This is a genomic window from Achromobacter sp., from assembly GCF_050285585.1.
Classification (GTDB): Bacteria; Pseudomonadota; Gammaproteobacteria; order Burkholderiales; family Burkholderiaceae_B; genus Achromobacter.
In genome coordinates this window covers 66,479-81,638 of sequence record NZ_JBLZXF010000024.1, presented here as the reverse complement: position 1 = coordinate 81,638, position 15,160 = coordinate 66,479, and the positions used below count along the sequence as shown (strand labels likewise).

The window sequence follows — 15,160 nt, the reverse complement described above, 5'->3', positions numbered from 1 at the left end:
CGCGCGGGGGCCTGCGGCGTGGCCGGAATCTCCGAATAGGAATACAGCGTGGCGCCGGCGCGCATGGGGCGCCAGGCGTATTCCTGGGAACGGCAGTGCGTGCAGTGGGTGCGCGGAAAGAAGAAGGCGCGTCCGCAGCTGCGGCAGACCTGGACTTCCAGCCGCCCCGCGCGCAGCGCCTCGGCGAAATAGGCCTCCGGGGAGGGGGAGCCGTTGCGGGCTTCATTCATCCTTGACCCCGGCCTGCGAGATGACGGCTTGCCATTTGTCCATCTCGTCGTTGACGAACTTCCGGTACTGGAGAACATCCATGTCGCCGGGCTCGGAACCGGTCGAACGGATGTATTCCTGGGTGGCCGGCTCCATCACCGCCTTGCGGATTTCGGCGTTCAGGGTCTGGATGATGTCCGCGGGCGTACCGGCGGGAGCGTAGGCGCCTACCCACGTATTCAGGTCGAAGCCCTTGTAGCCCAATTCGTTGAGGGTGGGAACGTCGGGATAGCGGGATTGGCGTTGCGCGGACGCGATCGCCAGCGGAACGATCTTGCCCGATTGCAGATAGGCGTTGGCGGTCACGGACTCCGCCACGCCGAAGGGCACCTGGCCGGAGACCAGGTCCGTCATGGCCGGACCCGCGCCACGGTAGGACACATGCATCAGCGGCAGGCCGCTCTGGGACCGCAGCAGTTCGCCGACGATGTGGGGCGCGCCGCCGGCGCCGGCCGTGCCGTAGGGCACGGAGGGTTGTTTCTGCGCATAGCTCTTGAAGTCCGCGAAGGTCTTGATACCCTGGTTGGCGTTGACCAGCAGAAAGTTCGGGCTGACCGCCAGCAGGGCGATGGGCTCGAAGTCCTTGCGCGCGTCATAGGGCAGCTTCTTCAGGACGGGGTTGATTACGTGGCTGGTGGCGCCGACCAGCACGGTGTAGCCGTCGGGCTTCTGGCGCGAGACATACTCGGTAGCGATCTGGCCCGTGGCGCCCGGCTTGTTCTCGACCACGAAAGGCTTGCCCAGGCGGGTCTGCAAGTCGGCGGCGATGCGGCGGGTCAGGATGTCGGTCATGCCACCGGGCGCGTAGGCCACGACCAGGGTCACGGGCTTGGCGGGATAGGTGTCGGCGGCAGCGATGGCGGGAACGGCGGCGAGCAGCGTCAGGAGCTGCCTCAGGCGGGACTTCAGTTTCATGTCGGGGGTCTCCTCGTCCTGCGGGCATGTCTGCCCTGCTTGGTTATGGTGTCGAGGGACCGTCCCGGGGCGCGTGATGGGCTGCCGGCGTGGCGGGCCTCGACGCGTCAATGATGGGAGCGGCTCATCATTCAAACAATTGATTAATTGTCATGAAGCCATTCGAGAAGGAACTTAATCACCGGAAGGCGCCGGCCGGCGCAGCCCATGCAGATGCGCTTCGAAGGCCGTGAGGAAGGCGCTGGCCGCGCGCGGCAGCAGGTGGCCGTTGCGGCGCAGAATGGACAATTCGTGCTGGGCTTGTGGCGGGTCGTCGATGGACAGGGCATGCAGGCCCATCTCCTCGCAGACGCTGCGCACATAGCCGGGCATGACCGTGATGCCCATGCCACCGCGGATCATGGCGAAGGCGGTGGTCAGGCTGCCAGTCTGCGCCACGCTGTGCACCGTCAGGCCCCTATCCTGCAGGATCTGGTCCATCTTGCGGCGCACGGTATAAGTGCCGCGCAGCAGGATGTGAGGGTAGGGGGCCAGATCGCGCCAGCGCGCGCTTTCCCGGGCGGCCAGCGGATGGTCGGCCGGCACGACGGCGTACATGGGGCCGCGGTAGGCGACGCGGCAGTCCAGGCGCGGATCCTGGCTCTCGACCGCCACGAGCCCCAGGTCGGCCTTGCCGTGCAGCACGTGTTCGGTCACCTCATCGCCGGTCAGTTCGTGCAGGTCGAAGACAATGTTGGGATGCCTGGCGTGGAACCGCGTAACCACGGGCGCCACCAGGGTGTGCATCATGATGGGCGAGGCGGCGATGGACACTTCGCCGCGCTCCAGGCCCGCTAGGCTGCTCAGGCTGCGTTCGGCCGCGCGCAGCGAGCCGAAGGCTTCCTGCGCATAGGCGTACAGTTCAGCGGTGCCTTCCAGCAATTCGACGCCCCGCGCCGAGCGCTCGAACAGCGCCAGCCCGACGGCCTTTTCCAGTTCGGAGCAAAGCTTGCTGACGGTGGATTGCGTCAGGTTCAACACCTCGGCGGCGCGGGTGAAGTTCTTCAGTTCGTAAACGGCGCAGAAGGCCCGAAGCTGGCGTAGCGTGATGCCCATGGTACGACTCCGGCAAGAGGCGGCTATCGTACCCAAGTCCCGGGTGCTTTCCTTATTTATTCCCTTTTAGACTTATTCTATGAAAATTACTCGTTTGTTGTGATCAAACGAGGCCCGTAGCATCGGTGGCATCACCCTCGCTGGAGCTTCCATGACCCCGTCTATCCCTCCCTTTGCCCACGCCCTCGTGACTCGCGACGAACGGGGCGTCTACACGCTGCAGATCCACGACGCCAAGAGCCTGAACATCCTGGCCTCGCCGGTGACGCGCAGCCTCATCGAGGCCGCGCGCTGGATCGCCGCCCAGGACGATGCCCGGGCCGTCGTCATCCGCGGCACGGGCGACAAGGCCTTCGTGGGCGGCGCCAATATCTATGAAATGGCCGAACTGGAACCGCAAGGGGCCCGCGAGTTCATCACGCGGCTGCGCGATCTCTGCGACGCCGTGGCGGCGATTCCGGTGCCTACCATTGCGCGCATCCCGGGTTTCTGCCTGGGCGCCGGCATGGAGCTGGCCGCCGCGTGCGATATCCGATTGGGCTCGACGGACGCTGTCTTCGGCATGCCCGAGGTGCGGGTGGGCATTCCGTCGGTGATTCATGCCGTGCTGCTGCCGGCCATCATCGGTCCCGGCCCCACCAATTGGCTGCTCCTGACCGGCGAGACAGTGAGTGCGGCGCAGGCTTCGCAATGGGGCTTCCTGGAGTTCGTGAGCGAGCTGGGCGAACTGGACGCGCTGGTCGAGCGCACGGTGGCGCCCATCGCTGAAAGCGGCCCGATCGCGGTGCGCTCGCAGAAGGCCCTGCTGCGCTACTGGAGCGAGTCCACGGTGGAAGCCGGGCTGGACCGCAGCGTGGCCGCGTTCGGCGAGGCGTTCACGACCGACGAGCCGCGCCGCTACATGGCACCCTTCGTCAACCGCAAGAAGCACCAGGAGGCCAAATAATGGCCGGCCCGCTCGCGGGCGTGCGCGTCATCGACATGACCTCGGTGGCCATGGGCCCTTATGCCACGCAGATCCTGGCCGACATGGGCGCCGAGGTCATCAAGGTGGAAGCGCCCGAAGGAGACGTGTTCCGCGCGGCGGCGCCGGCCGCGCACGCAGGCATGGGGCCTGCATACCTCAACCTCAACCGCAACAAATACAGCGTGACGCTGGACGCCAAGGCGCCGGCCGACCGGGAGCGTCTGTTGCAGCTGATCGATGGCGCGGACGTGTTCGTTTCGAACGTCCGCGCGGCGGCGCTGGCCAGGCTGGGCCTGGACGGGGCGTCGCTGTGCGCGCGCAACGCCCGCCTCATTTATTGTTCGGCGGTCGGCTTCGGCCAGGACGGCCCCTACGCGGCCCGCCCGGCGTTCGACGACATCATCCAGGCGATGAGCGGGCTGGCCGATCTGCAGGGCCGCAACAGCGGGGCGCCCGCCTACGTCAACACCATCCTGGCCGACAAGGTGGCGGGCCTGACGCTGGCCTACGCCATCCCCATGGCGCTGTACGAGCGCGAGCGCTCGGGGCTGGGGCAGGCCATCGAGGTTCCCATGTTCGAAACGCTGGTGTCGTTCACGCTCATCGAGCACATGAGCGGCCACAGCTTCGTTCCGCCGCTGGGCCCCATGGGATACAGCCGCGTGCTGTCGCCGCAGCGGCGGCCCTACCGCACGCGCGACGGCTACCTGGCCCTGCTGCCGTACACCGATGCGCAATGGCGGCGGTTTTTCGCGCTGGCGGAGCGTGCCGACCTTGCGGCGGACCCCCGCTACGTGGATGCGGCGTCGCGCGCGCGGCATTTCGACGAGCTCTACCAGGACCTGGCGGACATCGTTGCCCTGCGCGGCACGGACGAGTGGCTTGCGCTGCTGGCGGAGGCCGACATCCCGCATTCGCCGGTGAACACGCCGGAAGCCCTGTTCGACGACCCCCACTTGCGGGAAACCGGCTTCTTCCAGCGGGTGGAGCATCCCACCGAAGGCTCCTTGATGGCCGCCGGCATTCCGGTGCGCTTCTCGCGCACGCCGGGCGAAATCAGGCGCCTGGCGCCGCGCCAGGACGCCGATCGCGATATGCTCCCGGGTGGGCGCTGAGGCTGGCATGGCCGGAGAGCGCCAGGCGGCGACTTCGACCATGAACATCACTCTCAAGCAATTGCGCGTGTTCTGCGCGCTCTACGAACTGCGCAGTTTCACGGCGGCCGCCCGCGCGGCCTTCGTGACCCAATCGGCGGTCAGCAAGCTGTGCGCCGAGCTGGAGGCCGAGGTCGGCCAGCCGCTGTTCGAGCGTTCCACGCGCAGCGTCACTCCCTGCGACGGCGCCGCCGATTTCTATGCCTACGCGCAGGAAATCCTGGGCACCGTGCGCGCCGCCGAGCGCAGCATGTCGGGCCTGCGCACCCTGGAACGCGGCACCGTGGGCGTGGCGACCTCTCCTCTCATGATGGTCGGGCTGCTGGGCGAGGTCGTGGCGGACTACCACCGCGCCCATCCCAGCGTGAAGCTGGACCTCTTCGAGCTGTCCACGGACGACACCTTCGAGCACGTGCGCAACGGGCGCGCGGACTTCGGCATCGTTTCAGTCGAGACGCCGTCGGACGAACTGGCCACGCGCGTCATCTACCGCGACACCATGTATGCCGTGTGCGCGCCAAGGCACGCGCTGACGCGCAAGCGTTCGGTGTCGTGGGCGGACGTCGCGACCCACGACCACATCATGCTGCGCAACGTGTATAGCGTGCGGCGCAGCCTGGACCGGGTGGCGGCCGACCTGAACCTGGAATTCCGCTATCGCATCGAGGCCGGCATGCTGACCTCGGCGCTGAAACTGGTGGGCGCCGGTCTGGGCATCACCGTCGTGCCCGGCTACGCCTGCGACCTGGCGCGGCAGCTCGGCCTGCGCATCGTGGAAATCGACGGCGCCCGCAGGCACGGGCACGAGCTCTGGCTGATCCAGCGCCGCAATGCGCGGCTGTCTCTGGCTGCGTCGGCTTTCCTGCAGGCCACCGAGGAATATCTGCGGCAGCGCCAGGCGGAAGACAATTAATCTAAGATTGGAATAAGTCTATGAAAATTAGTCCCTTGTTGGGATAAGCGGGGTGCAAGCATCATACGGCTTGAGTTGAAGAGGCCGACCCGCGGCCCCTGACAGGAGACAAGCATGACACTATCGTTCGGCGCGCGCCGCCGCCTGCTGGCCGCCGGCAGCCTCACGGCCCTCACCGCGCTGGCAGGCGCGTTCCCTTTTGGCGCTGCGCACGCGCAAGCAGCCTATCCCGACAAGCCCATCACCATCGTGGTGCCGTTCTCTCCGGGCAGCGCCACCGACACCAGCGCGCGCATCATCGCCGAGAAGCTCGGCCCCCGCCTTAACGTACCGGTCGTCATCGAGAACAAGCCGGGCGCGTCCGGCACGATTGGCTCGTCGTTTACCGCGCGCGCCCAGCCCGACGGCTACACGCTGATTCTCACCAGCAGCTCGACGCATTCGGCCACCCCGGCCCTGTTCCGCAAGCTGCCGTTCGATCCCACGGGCGACTTCATCCATGTGATCCGGATCGCCACCATTCCGATGATGCTGGTGGTGCGCGACGATGCGCCGTACAAATCGCTGCAGGAACTGGTCAAGGCCACGCAGGCCAAGCCCTTGAACTATGCCTACGGCTCGCCCACCAGCCAGATCGCCGGCGCCACGTTCAACACGGTGGCAGGCGCGGCCGCCAACGGCGTGCCCTACAAGAGCCAGCCGCCGGCCGTGACCGACTTGCTGGGCGGCCACGTCGATTACCTGTTTGCCGATCTCTCCGTCGTCACGTCCTTTATGCAGGCTGGAAAGCTGCGCGGGCTGGCGTACACGGGCCATGCGCGCGCCAAGGAATTCCCGGCCGTTCCGACGCTGGCCGAGCTGGGCTACAAGAACTTCGACCTGGTCGTTTGGGTCGGCGTGGCCGCGCCCGCCAAGACGCCTGACGCCGTCGTGCAGACGCTGAACCGGGAGGTGGCCGCCATCCTGCGCGAGCCCGACGTCCTGCAGCGCTTCGAATCCCTGGGCATGCAGGTGTCGCCCAACACCGTCGCGGAGCACCAGGCGTTCGCGCAGGCGCAGCGCAAGGTCTGGACGCAGCGCGCGGTCGACGCGAAGATCGAACCGCAGTAAGCAGGAAGCGTCTTGTGGCGAATGCGGGGCGGCCCAGGCCGCCCCGTTTTCATTGGGCGTTCAAAAAATCTTGAACAGCCCCCGCGCCCATGCCGCCACCCACGCGCATGGTGACGACGGCGCGCGGGAACGGCCGGCCGGCGGACGCCGGGCGCGCCGGTTTCCGGCAAAGCGAATAAAGTACCCGGCGAGGCCCCGGCTCGAGCGCCGCGGGCATATTTCCACAGACGAGGAGACGGTATGGATACGGTAGGCAACGCAGGCGGCAGCGTGCGCGAGCGCGTCGGCGAAACGGAATGGCAGGTCCGCAAGGACCTGGCGGCGTTGTATCGGCTGGTGGCGCTGTTCGGGTGGGACGACCTGATCTTCACGCACATCACCGCCAAGGTGCCCGGGACCGAACACTTCCTGATCAACCCCTACGGCATGATGTTCGACGAGATCACGGCGTCCAGCCTGGTGAAGATCGACCTGGATGGCCGCAAGGTCATGGAGTCCGAGTACGACATCAACCCCGCGGGCTTCACGATCCACAGCTGTATCCATGCGGCCCGCAAGGATGCGATGTGCGTGCTGCACACGCATTCGATCAACGGCGTGGCGGTATCGGCCCAGAAAGCGGGGCTGTTGCCGCTGTCGCAGTTCGCGTTCATCGTGCTGCGCTCCCTGGGCTACCACGATTACGAAGGCCTCGCGCTCAATCCCGAGGAGCAACCGCGCCTGGTGCGCGACCTGGGCGACAACAGCTACCTCATCCTGCGCAATCACGGCCTGCTGACCGTAGGGCAGAGCATGGCCGAGGCGTTCCAGGCCATGCATCGCCTGGAGGCGGCCTGCATGGTGCAGGTGCGGGCCCAGGCGGGCGGGGAGCTGTCCTTCATTCCCCCCGAGGTGCTGGAGCGCGCGGGTGTCGAGTCGCCGGCGGACCGGGCGCGCAAGGCGGCGCTGGCCTGGCCCGGCCTGCTGCGCCGGCTGGACCGCCGCAACCCCGGCTACGCGGACTAGGGCGCGGCCGGCGCGACTGTACTCTTGCGCGGCGGCCCGAACTGCACTCTTCGCCCGGGCGCCAGCTTCTCTATATTGGATTCCTGTCGCGTGCCTGCCCGAGAGCCGGCGCGTTTCCCCATCCGGGACCGACCAAGGAGTTTCACATGAGCAAGCGACGCGATGTGCCGGGAATCAGGCCGTACAACGGGCCCGCCGGCGGCTGGGGGGCGCTCAAGGCGACCGCGCAGGCCGTGCGGCGGCAGATGGACCGCATCGAGGCGCCCATCGTGCTGATGCGGACCAACCAGCCGACCGGCTTCGACTGTCCCGGCTGCGCCTGGCCGGACAAGGAGCACCGCTCCACCTTCCAGTTCTGCGAGAACGGCGCCAAGGCCGTTACGTGGGAGGCGACGACCAAGCGGGTCACGCCCGAATTCCTTGAAAAGACCACGGTCGCGTCGCTGCTCCAGCTTTCCGATTTCGAGCTGGAAGGCATGGGGCGGCTCACCCATCCCATGGCCTACGACCGCGCCACCGATACATTTCGCGCGGTCTCCTGGGACCAGGCTTTCGAGCGCATCGGCGCCGTGCTGCGCGGGTTGTCTTCGCCGGACCAGGTCGAGTTCTACACCTCGGGCCGCGCATCGAATGAGGCGGCCTATCTGTTCCAGCTGTATGCGCGGGAATACGGGACGAACAATTTTCCCGATTGCTCGAACATGTGCCACGAACCCACCAGCGTTGGCCTGCCGCGCTCCATCGGCATCGGGAAGGGCACGGTGTCGCTGGCGGATTTCGAGGAGACGGAACTCATCATCTCCATCGGCCACAATCCGGGCACCAACCATCCGCGGATGATGGGCACGCTGCACGAGGCGGCGCGGCGCAAGGTGCCGATCATCGTGTTCAACCCGCTGCGCGAGCGGGCGCTGGAGCGCTTCGCCGATCCGCAGAACCTCATCGAAATGGCGACCTACGGCTCCACCCCGATCGCGTCCGCCTACCACCAGGTCAGGGCGGGCGGCGACGCGGCCGCGCTCAAGGGCATCATGAAGGCGCTCCTGGAAATGGATGCGGAGCGCGGCGGCGTGATCGACCATGATTTCATCGCGGCGCATACCGAGGGATTCGACGCGCTGGCGGCGGACCTGCGGGCGACGGAGTGGGCGGACATCGAGAAGGAAAGCGGGCTGGGCCGCCAGGAGCTCGAAGGCGTCGCCCAGGCCTACGCCAGATCGAACGCCACGATCGTCACCTACGGCATGGGTATCACGCAGCACAATACGGGCACGGCCAACGTCCGCCTGATCGCGGACCTGCTCCTGATGCGCGGAAATTTCGGCAAGCCAGGCGCGGGCATCTGCCCCCTGCGCGGCCACTCCAACGTGCAGGGCAACCGCACGGTGGGCATCACGGAAAAGCCGTCCGGCGATTTCCTGGCCCGGATCGAGGACACGTTCGGCTTCCGGCCGCCGCGGGCGCACGGACATGACGCGGTCAAGGCGATGCAGGCGATGATCGATGGCTCGGCGAAGGCCCTGATATGCCTGGGCGGGAACTTTGCCGTGGCGCTGCCCGATCCGGAACTCAGCTTTCCCGCCATGGGCATGCTGGATCTGAGCGTGCACGTGGGCACCAAGCTCAATCGTTCGCACCTGCTGGTCGCCAGGGAAACCTTCCTGCTGCCCTGTCTGGGCCGGACGGAACTGGACATGCAGGAGAGCGGCGCGCAGTCCGTCACGGTCGAGGACTCGATGTCCATGGTGCATGCGTCCGCCGGCAAGCTCAGGCCCGCCTCCGGGCACCTGCGCTCGGAGCCCGCCATCGTGGCCGGGATGGCAAGCGCGACGCTTCCGGCAAGCAGGGTGGCCTGGCTCGACCTGGTGGCCGACTACGACCGTATCCGCGATCTGATCGAGCGCACGGTGCCCGGCTTCGACGGCTACAACGCGCGCATCAGGATCCCGGGCGGTTTCCGGCTGCCGCTGCCTCCCACGGAGCGCAAATGGACCACCCCGTCGGGCAAGGCCGCCTTTTCCGTGTTCCTTGGCGTGAGGGAAAGCTATGCGGCCTGGGACGACGACGTCCTGCGCCTGGTCACCATCCGCAGCCATGACCAGTACAACACCACCATCTACGCGATGGACGACCGCTACCGCGGCGTGTTCGGCCGGCGCGACATCCTGTTCATGAATGCCGCGGATCTGGCCGTCCGCGGGCTGGAGCACGGCGATCTGGTCGACATCGAGACGGTCTCGGCGGACAGGGCGCTGCGCCTTCCGGGCATCACCGTCATCGAGTACGACATCGCGCGCGGCTCCGCCGCGGCCTATTACCCGGAAGCCAACGTGCTCGTGCCGTTGGACTACATCGACGAGGACAGCGGCACCCCGTCATACAAGTCCATCCCCGTGCGGGTCCTGCGGTCGCGCGCGGGCCGGGCGGGGCAGGAGGCGGCATGATCGTCAGGCCCGGAAAAAGCTGGTTCAGGCTGCTGTTCATCTGGAACGGATCGGTTCTGCAATCCATCATCCCCCAACTGCTCTTCGTGGCCGCCGTCAGCAGCCTGGCGGTGGCGACGCACGGCCGGATACTGGGCGAGAAGATTCCGCTGAACACCACGCTGCTGACGCTGTTCGGGCTGACGCTGGCGATCTTCCTGGCGTTCCGCAACAACGCCAGCTACGAACGCTTCAATGAGGCCCGGCACCTGTGGGGCAATCTGCTGATCGCCGCCCGGGCGCTCATGTCGCAGACCTTGCGCTATCTGCCCAGCGGCACCGACCGGACGCGCTTCATCCATGCGCTGATCGCGTGCGTCTATGCCTTGAAGCACCAGTTGCGGGGCAGCGATCCGGGGCCCGACCTGCGGCGGCTGCTGGGCGCGGGGCCGGCGGCGCTCCTGCTGGAGAAGTGCTACCGGCCGGTGGCCCTGCTGGACGATATCCGCAACGGCTTCGCAGGCATGCGCGAGCGCGGCCAGATATCTGACACGACGCTCTGGATGCTGGACGCGCAGCTCAACGAGCTGGGCAAGGTGGTTGGAGGATGCGAGCGCATCGCTTCCACGCCGATCCCCTTCGCTTACGGCGTGCTGCTGCATCGCACGATCTACACCTACTGCATCATGCTGCCGTTCGGCCTGGTGGATTCCGCGGACCTCTTCACGCCTTTGCTTTGCGTCTTCATTTCCTACACGCTGATCGCGCTGGAGGCGATCGCCAACGAGATCGCGGAGCCGTTCAGCCTTGCGCCCAATGCGCTGGCGCTGGATTCCATGACCCGCGGCATCGAGCGGTCGGTGCTGGAGCTGTGCGGCCTGGAATTGCCGGAGGAAGTGCCGCCGAGTTATTCCTATCAGCTGACCTAGGCCGCGCGGGCGCACGTGGCGGCGATCCTGCCCACGGCGATCACCGCCTGTTCGATGTCGTCGGACCACGGCGTGCTGTAGTTGAGCCGGATGAAGTTGCGATAGCCGTCCGACACGGAGAACATCTGCCCGGGCCCGATGGTGATGCCGCGTTCGAGCGCGAGCCGGTACAGCCGCAACGCGTCGACGCGCGGCGGAAGCTCGACCCACAACAGGTAGCCGCCCGCCGGGGTGGAGGTTTTCGTGCCTTCCGGAAAGAACCGCTCGACCATGGCCTTCATCAGTTTGGCCTGCTGGGCGTAGGCCTTGCGGATCCGCCGAAGATGGTAGTCATAGCCGTCGCGCTCGAGGAATTCCGCAATGGCGAGCTGGGGCAGGGACGGCGTGGTGAGGGTGTTCAGGAACTTCAGCTTTTCGACCTGGTCGCGGTAGCGGCCGGGCAGCGCCCAACCGATGCGGTAGGCCGAAGTCAGGCTTTTCGAGAACGACGAACAATGCAGGACCAGCCCCTTGCTGTCGTAGGCTTTCAGCGTGCTGGGATGCGAATCGCCGAAGTGCAGTTCGTTGTAGACGCCGTTTTCGATGATGGGGATGCCGTGCCGCGCGGCAAGTTCCACCAGCGCCTGTTTGCGCTCGTCGGGCATCAGGAAGCCGAGCGGGTTCTGGAAGTTCGGCATGACCATGCAGGCCGCGACCGGCTGCGAGGCCACGATGGCCGCCAGCGCATCGACGTCGATGCCGTATTCGGGATGCGTCGGCACTTCGAGCGCCTTCATGCCCATGCGTTCGATGGCGTGGAGCATGGCGTAGAACGTGGGCGATTCGACCGCGATCACGTCCCCCGGCTTGGCCACGGCCTGAAGGCAGATGTTCATGGCCTCGGTCGCGCCGACGGTGATGATGATCTCGTCCGGGTCCACCCGCAGGCCTTTCTCCAGATAGCGCCGCGCGATCTGCCTGAGCAGCTTCGGGTGCCCCGGCGGCAGGGCGTCCTTCAGGCCCAGCAGCGCCTCGTCGCGCCCGGCCGCGTAGGCGTAGCGGTTGAGCTTCTGGAAGGGGAACAGGCCGGGATCCGGATAGGGCGAGCCCAGGGGCACGGCGTCGCCGGCGCTGATCGAGCGCAGTGTCGACAGCACCAGGCGGCTGACGTCGACCGGCGACGAGGTGGCGGCGGGATGGGAAGTGGCGAGCTTGCCTGCGGCCGGCGCCTCGCCGGCCCTCGCGCTCACGAAATAGCCGGATTGGGGTTTGCTGGCCACCAGGCCGCGGCTTTCGAGCAGCAGGTAGGCGCGGGTGACGGTCGTAATGCTTAGGCCGCGCTGCCGGCTGGCCTGCCGTACCGATTGGAGCTTGTCGCCCTCCTGGTACACGTTCTTGCGGATCAGGCCTTCGATCTCGTCGGCCAGCTTTTCATAGCGCGTCATCGTTTGTCTCCTGCTTTCGGCCCGCCGGAAACAGGCGCCTAGCTTAGCAGGGGCGTCCCCGGTTTCGGGAGGAATAAACATCACGACATCATGATGTCATGATGTTATGATGCCTCCATGCTGAACGAACCTGAATACGCGCCCCTGTACGCCCGGGTCGAGAACGCGCTGGCCGCGGAGATCGCGGGCGGCGGCCTGCCGCCGGGCAGCCAGCTCCCGACGGAAGACCAACTCGTGGAGCGCTTCGCCGTCAGCCGCACCACGGTGCGCAAGGCGGTCGAGCACCTGGTGGCGCGCGGCCTGGTCGAGATCCGGCGCGGCAAGGGCACTTTCGTCGCCGAGCCCAAGCTGACGCAGGAGCTGACCGGGCTGAGCGGATTCGTGGAAGACATGATGGCGCTGGGCCGCCATCCCACCGCCCGCCTGCTGGACAAGCGTCCGGTGCCGGCCACCGGAACCGTGGCGCGGCAACTGGGCGTCGCTCAGGGGGCGCAGGTGTACCGCATCGAGCGCGTGCGTCTGGCCGACGGCGTGGCCATGTCGTTCGACGAAACCTATCTGCCGCTCGACATCGGAGAGAAGGTCGTCAGCAACGATCTGGAGGCCGAGCCCATTTTCGACCTGCTGGAGCTGCGCTACGACCTGCCTTTGATCGAAGCGCAGTACCAGCTCGAAGCCGTCACGGCGAACGCGCGCGTCGCGCAGGCGCTGGGCGTCGAGCCCGGCAGCCCGATCTTCCTGATCGAGCGCACCTCCTACACGGAGGGGCAGCGTCCAGTCGATTACGAAAAGCTCTATTACCGGGGCGATCTGATCCGGTTTTCCACCCGCCTGTCGCGGATCGCGCGGCGACCGTGATGGAAGCGTCCGTCATCTTCTGGCTCTTCGCCGCGGCCTTCGGGGCCAGCGCGCTGGGCGGCGTGCTGGGAATGGCCAGCGGCATTTTCATCGTGCCCATCCTGACGCTGCTGTTCGGCGTGGACATCCACGTCGCGATCGGCGCCAGCATCATTTCGGTGATCGCCTGTTCCTGCGGCAGCGCCGGGCCGTTCCTGAAGGGGCGCCTGACCAACGTCCGGCTCGCCATCGTCCTCGAAACCGCCACCACGCTGGGCGCGCTGACCGGCGTGTTCCTCATCGGCATCGTGTCCACGGCGTTCCTCTACGGCCTGTTCGCGGCCATTCTTGCCCTGTCGGCGCAGCAAATGCTGGCGCGCCGCCGCGAGGCGGCCCAAGCCGGCACGCCGGACGCCGCGAGCTGGGCCACGGCGCTGCGCCTGCATTCGAGCTTCCCCGACCGCGCCCTGGGCCGGGAGGTGCACTACCAGGTGGGCCGCGTGCCGCTGGGGTTGTCGCTGATGTACGGCGCGGGCCTGATCTCGGCGCTGCTGGGCATCGGTTCGGGCGTGCTCAAGATCCCCGCGATGGACGCGGCCCTGCGGCTGCCCATCAAAGTCTCCTCGGCCACGTCGAACTTCATGATCGGCGTGACGGCCGCGGCCAGCGCGGGCGCGTATTTCGTGCGGGGCGACATCGATATCGGCATTGCGGGCCCGGTCGCGCTGGGTTCGGTCGCCGGCGCATTGCTCGGCGCCCGCCTGTTGCTGGGCCTGCCCGCGGACAAGCTGCGCATTTTCTTCGTCATCGTCCTGGCGCTGCTTGCGGTGCAGATGCTGCTCAGCGCGCTGGGCGTGTCGATCCCCGGAGGCCCGGCGTGAGCGCGGCGCCCGATAAGCAGGCCAGGCGCGACCGCGGCATCGCGGCGCTGCTTTGGTATGGCACCTGGGCCGCGTCGGCCTGCATCGCCATCGGCATGGCGCTGGGCCTGGTGCCGTCGTCCGGCGGCGGGCAGGGCATGGGCCTGTACGGCTATCGCTTTGTGCAGGCGGGCGTGGCCCTCTTCATCCTGCTGCCGGTCGCGCGCGTGGCGCTGATGCTGGCCATCTTCCTGCGCGAACGCGACTACGCCTATACCGCGATTTCCGCGCTCGTGCTGCTGATCATCGCGGCCGGGGTCGTGTCCGGCCTGCACTGAACCGGGCGCGCGGCCGGATTTTTTATAATCCGCCTGCGCTTCGATGGCGCGCCGCCTCATATCCCAGGATCCGTTCATGCTTTCCATTACCAGTCAGGATGTCTACGTACCCACCAGCCAGGGCCGCCTGTTCGCGCGGCGCTGGGACCCCGCCGGCGCGGATGCCGCGGGCGCGCCCATCGTGCTGCTGCACGATTCATTGGGCTGCGTGGAACTGTGGCGCGATTTTCCGGAACTGCTCGCGCGCGAAACGGGGCGCAGCGTGATCGCATACGACCGCCTGGGCTTCGGCCGTTCCGATCCGAACGCAGCGACCTTCGAAACAGGCTTCGTCGAAGCCGAGGCCCGCGAGGGCTTCCGCCATTTGCGGGCAGCGTTGGGCATCGGGCCGTTCGTCGCCTTCGGTCATAGCGTGGGCGGCGGCATGGGGATATGCTGCGCGGGCGTGTATGAGGAGGACTGCCAGGCCTTGATTACCGAATCGGCGCAGGCGTTTGCCGAAGACCGCACGCTGCAGGGCATCAGCGCCGCGAAACGGAATTTCGACGAACCGGGCCAGCTGGACCGGCTGAAGAAATACCACGGCGAGAAGGCCTCCTGGGTGTTGGGGGCCTGGGTCGACACGTGGCTGTCGCCCGGCTTCGCCGACTGGAACCTCGATGAGCCCTTGCGCCAGGTGCGTTGCCCGGTGCTGGCCCTGCACGGCGAGGAGGACGAATACGGTTCGCCGCGGCATCCCGAGCGCATCGCGCAGTTGACCGGCGGACGCGCCGTGCTGCTGGAGAACTGCGGCCATGTCCCGCACCGCGAGCAGGGCCGCATCGTGCTGGACCTGGTGGGCCAGTGGCTGAAGGCGGTGCGCTGAGGGCGGGGCCACCCGGGGGGAAGTGCACACTGCCATGATCCGCGCTTAGAATCGG

General features: G+C 67.1%; 15 protein-coding genes. 11 read left to right on the top strand and 4 right to left on the bottom strand.

All coding sequences use genetic code 11. The annotated features are described in order from the left end of the window. The 3 genes from ACN6PJ_RS23890 to ACN6PJ_RS23880 form a co-directional block, all read right to left on the bottom strand. The coding region (locus tag ACN6PJ_RS23890) for a Zn-ribbon domain-containing OB-fold protein (RefSeq protein ID WP_427998278.1) at nucleotides 1–230 on the bottom strand (230 nt) is incomplete at its 3' end. Beyond that, on the bottom strand, nucleotides 223–1,185 hold the full coding sequence (locus tag ACN6PJ_RS23885) for a tripartite tricarboxylate transporter substrate binding protein (RefSeq protein WP_427998277.1): 963 nt from the start codon (nucleotides 1,183–1,185) through the stop codon (nucleotides 223–225). The genes ACN6PJ_RS23885 and ACN6PJ_RS23890, both read right to left, overlap by 8 nt. 174 nt (nucleotides 1,186–1,359) lie before the next feature. After that, entirely contained in the window at nucleotides 1,360–2,280 is a 921-nt protein-coding gene (locus tag ACN6PJ_RS23880) for a LysR family transcriptional regulator (RefSeq protein WP_427998276.1), read from the bottom strand. A gap of 151 nt (nucleotides 2,281–2,431) precedes the next feature. On the opposite strand from ACN6PJ_RS23880, the gene ACN6PJ_RS23875 reads away from it, so the two are divergent. From ACN6PJ_RS23875 to ACN6PJ_RS23845, 7 genes are all read left to right on the top strand, one after another. Beyond that, nucleotides 2,432–3,226, top strand: a complete 795-nt coding sequence (locus ACN6PJ_RS23875) for an enoyl-CoA hydratase (RefSeq protein WP_427998275.1) — start codon at nucleotides 2,432–2,434, stop codon at nucleotides 3,224–3,226. Continuing rightward, nucleotides 3,226–4,362: a CaiB/BaiF CoA transferase family protein gene (locus tag ACN6PJ_RS23870; protein ID WP_427998274.1), complete on the top strand. Its 1,137-nt coding sequence runs from the start codon at nucleotides 3,226–3,228 to the stop codon at nucleotides 4,360–4,362. The genes ACN6PJ_RS23875 and ACN6PJ_RS23870 overlap by 1 nt, the downstream gene beginning before the upstream one ends. Nucleotides 4,363–4,402: 40 nt before the next feature. Next, nucleotides 4,403–5,314: a LysR family transcriptional regulator gene (locus ACN6PJ_RS23865; RefSeq protein WP_427998273.1), complete on the top strand. Its 912-nt coding sequence runs from the start codon at nucleotides 4,403–4,405 to the stop codon at nucleotides 5,312–5,314. 114 nt (nucleotides 5,315–5,428) lie between these two features. Next, nucleotides 5,429–6,424: a Bug family tripartite tricarboxylate transporter substrate binding protein gene (locus ACN6PJ_RS23860; protein WP_427998272.1), complete on the top strand. Its 996-nt coding sequence runs from the start codon at nucleotides 5,429–5,431 to the stop codon at nucleotides 6,422–6,424. Between the two features lie 240 nt (nucleotides 6,425–6,664). After that, a complete protein-coding gene (locus ACN6PJ_RS23855; RefSeq protein WP_427998271.1) occupies nucleotides 6,665–7,429 on the top strand; it encodes a class II aldolase/adducin family protein in 765 nt (254 codons plus the stop codon). Nucleotides 7,430–7,575: 146 nt separating this feature from the next. Beyond that, complete coding sequence (locus tag ACN6PJ_RS23850) at nucleotides 7,576–9,873, top strand: FdhF/YdeP family oxidoreductase (RefSeq protein ID WP_427998270.1); 2,298 nt, start codon at nucleotides 7,576–7,578, stop codon at nucleotides 9,871–9,873. Beyond that, a complete protein-coding gene (locus tag ACN6PJ_RS23845) occupies nucleotides 9,870–10,781 on the top strand; it encodes a bestrophin family protein (protein ID WP_427998269.1) in 912 nt (303 codons plus the stop codon). The genes ACN6PJ_RS23850 and ACN6PJ_RS23845 overlap by 4 nt, the downstream gene beginning before the upstream one ends. Here ACN6PJ_RS23845 and ACN6PJ_RS23840 read toward each other — a convergent pair. Continuing rightward, nucleotides 10,778–12,205, bottom strand: coding sequence for a PLP-dependent aminotransferase family protein (locus ACN6PJ_RS23840; RefSeq protein WP_427998268.1), 1,428 nt, complete (start codon nucleotides 12,203–12,205; stop codon nucleotides 10,778–10,780). The genes ACN6PJ_RS23845 and ACN6PJ_RS23840 overlap by 4 nt on opposite strands. A 117-nt stretch (nucleotides 12,206–12,322) precedes the next feature. Here ACN6PJ_RS23840 and ACN6PJ_RS23835 point away from each other — a divergent pair, with 117 nt between their 5' ends. From ACN6PJ_RS23835 to ACN6PJ_RS23820, 4 genes are all read left to right on the top strand, one after another. Next, nucleotides 12,323–13,063 carry a GntR family transcriptional regulator gene (locus ACN6PJ_RS23835; RefSeq protein WP_427998267.1) on the top strand — a complete coding sequence of 247 codons (741 nt, stop codon included), beginning with the start codon at nucleotides 12,323–12,325 and terminating at the stop codon, nucleotides 13,061–13,063. After that, complete coding sequence (locus ACN6PJ_RS23830; protein WP_427998266.1) at nucleotides 13,063–13,923, top strand: sulfite exporter TauE/SafE family protein; 861 nt, start codon at nucleotides 13,063–13,065, stop codon at nucleotides 13,921–13,923. The genes ACN6PJ_RS23835 and ACN6PJ_RS23830 overlap by 1 nt, the downstream gene beginning before the upstream one ends. After that, nucleotides 13,920–14,240, top strand: a complete 321-nt coding sequence (locus ACN6PJ_RS23825) for a DUF1634 domain-containing protein (RefSeq protein ID WP_427998265.1) — start codon at nucleotides 13,920–13,922, stop codon at nucleotides 14,238–14,240. Before ACN6PJ_RS23830 ends, ACN6PJ_RS23825 begins: the two co-directional genes overlap by 4 nt. Before the next feature lie 76 nt (nucleotides 14,241–14,316). Next, nucleotides 14,317–15,105 carry an alpha/beta fold hydrolase gene (locus ACN6PJ_RS23820; protein WP_427998264.1) on the top strand — a complete coding sequence of 263 codons (789 nt, stop codon included), beginning with the start codon at nucleotides 14,317–14,319 and terminating at the stop codon, nucleotides 15,103–15,105. The last annotated feature ends 55 nt before the right edge of the window (nucleotides 15,106–15,160 follow it).

What these genes read in the sequence shown, in the direction of transcription:
- ACN6PJ_RS23885 (WP_427998277.1), bottom strand. Translation starts at nt 1,185, where the DNA reads ATGAAACTGAAGTCCCGCCTGAGGCAGCTCCTGACGCTGCTCGCCGCC.
- ACN6PJ_RS23880 (WP_427998276.1), bottom strand. Translation starts at nt 2,280, where the DNA reads ATGGGCATCACGCTACGCCAGCTTCGGGCCTTCTGCGCCGTTTACGAA.
- ACN6PJ_RS23875 (WP_427998275.1), top strand. Translation starts at nt 2,432, where the DNA reads ATGACCCCGTCTATCCCTCCCTTTGCCCACGCCCTCGTGACTCGCGAC.
- ACN6PJ_RS23870 (WP_427998274.1), top strand. Translation starts at nt 3,226, where the DNA reads ATGGCCGGCCCGCTCGCGGGCGTGCGCGTCATCGACATGACCTCGGTG.
- ACN6PJ_RS23865 (WP_427998273.1), top strand. Translation starts at nt 4,403, where the DNA reads ATGAACATCACTCTCAAGCAATTGCGCGTGTTCTGCGCGCTCTACGAA.
- ACN6PJ_RS23860 (WP_427998272.1), top strand. Translation starts at nt 5,429, where the DNA reads ATGACACTATCGTTCGGCGCGCGCCGCCGCCTGCTGGCCGCCGGCAGC.
- ACN6PJ_RS23855 (WP_427998271.1), top strand. Translation starts at nt 6,665, where the DNA reads ATGGATACGGTAGGCAACGCAGGCGGCAGCGTGCGCGAGCGCGTCGGC.
- ACN6PJ_RS23850 (WP_427998270.1), top strand. Translation starts at nt 7,576, where the DNA reads ATGAGCAAGCGACGCGATGTGCCGGGAATCAGGCCGTACAACGGGCCC.
- ACN6PJ_RS23845 (WP_427998269.1), top strand. Translation starts at nt 9,870, where the DNA reads ATGATCGTCAGGCCCGGAAAAAGCTGGTTCAGGCTGCTGTTCATCTGG.
- ACN6PJ_RS23840 (WP_427998268.1), bottom strand. Translation starts at nt 12,205, where the DNA reads ATGACGCGCTATGAAAAGCTGGCCGACGAGATCGAAGGCCTGATCCGC.
- ACN6PJ_RS23835 (WP_427998267.1), top strand. Translation starts at nt 12,323, where the DNA reads ATGCTGAACGAACCTGAATACGCGCCCCTGTACGCCCGGGTCGAGAAC.
- ACN6PJ_RS23830 (WP_427998266.1), top strand. Translation starts at nt 13,063, where the DNA reads ATGGAAGCGTCCGTCATCTTCTGGCTCTTCGCCGCGGCCTTCGGGGCC.
- ACN6PJ_RS23820 (WP_427998264.1), top strand. Translation starts at nt 14,317, where the DNA reads ATGCTTTCCATTACCAGTCAGGATGTCTACGTACCCACCAGCCAGGGC.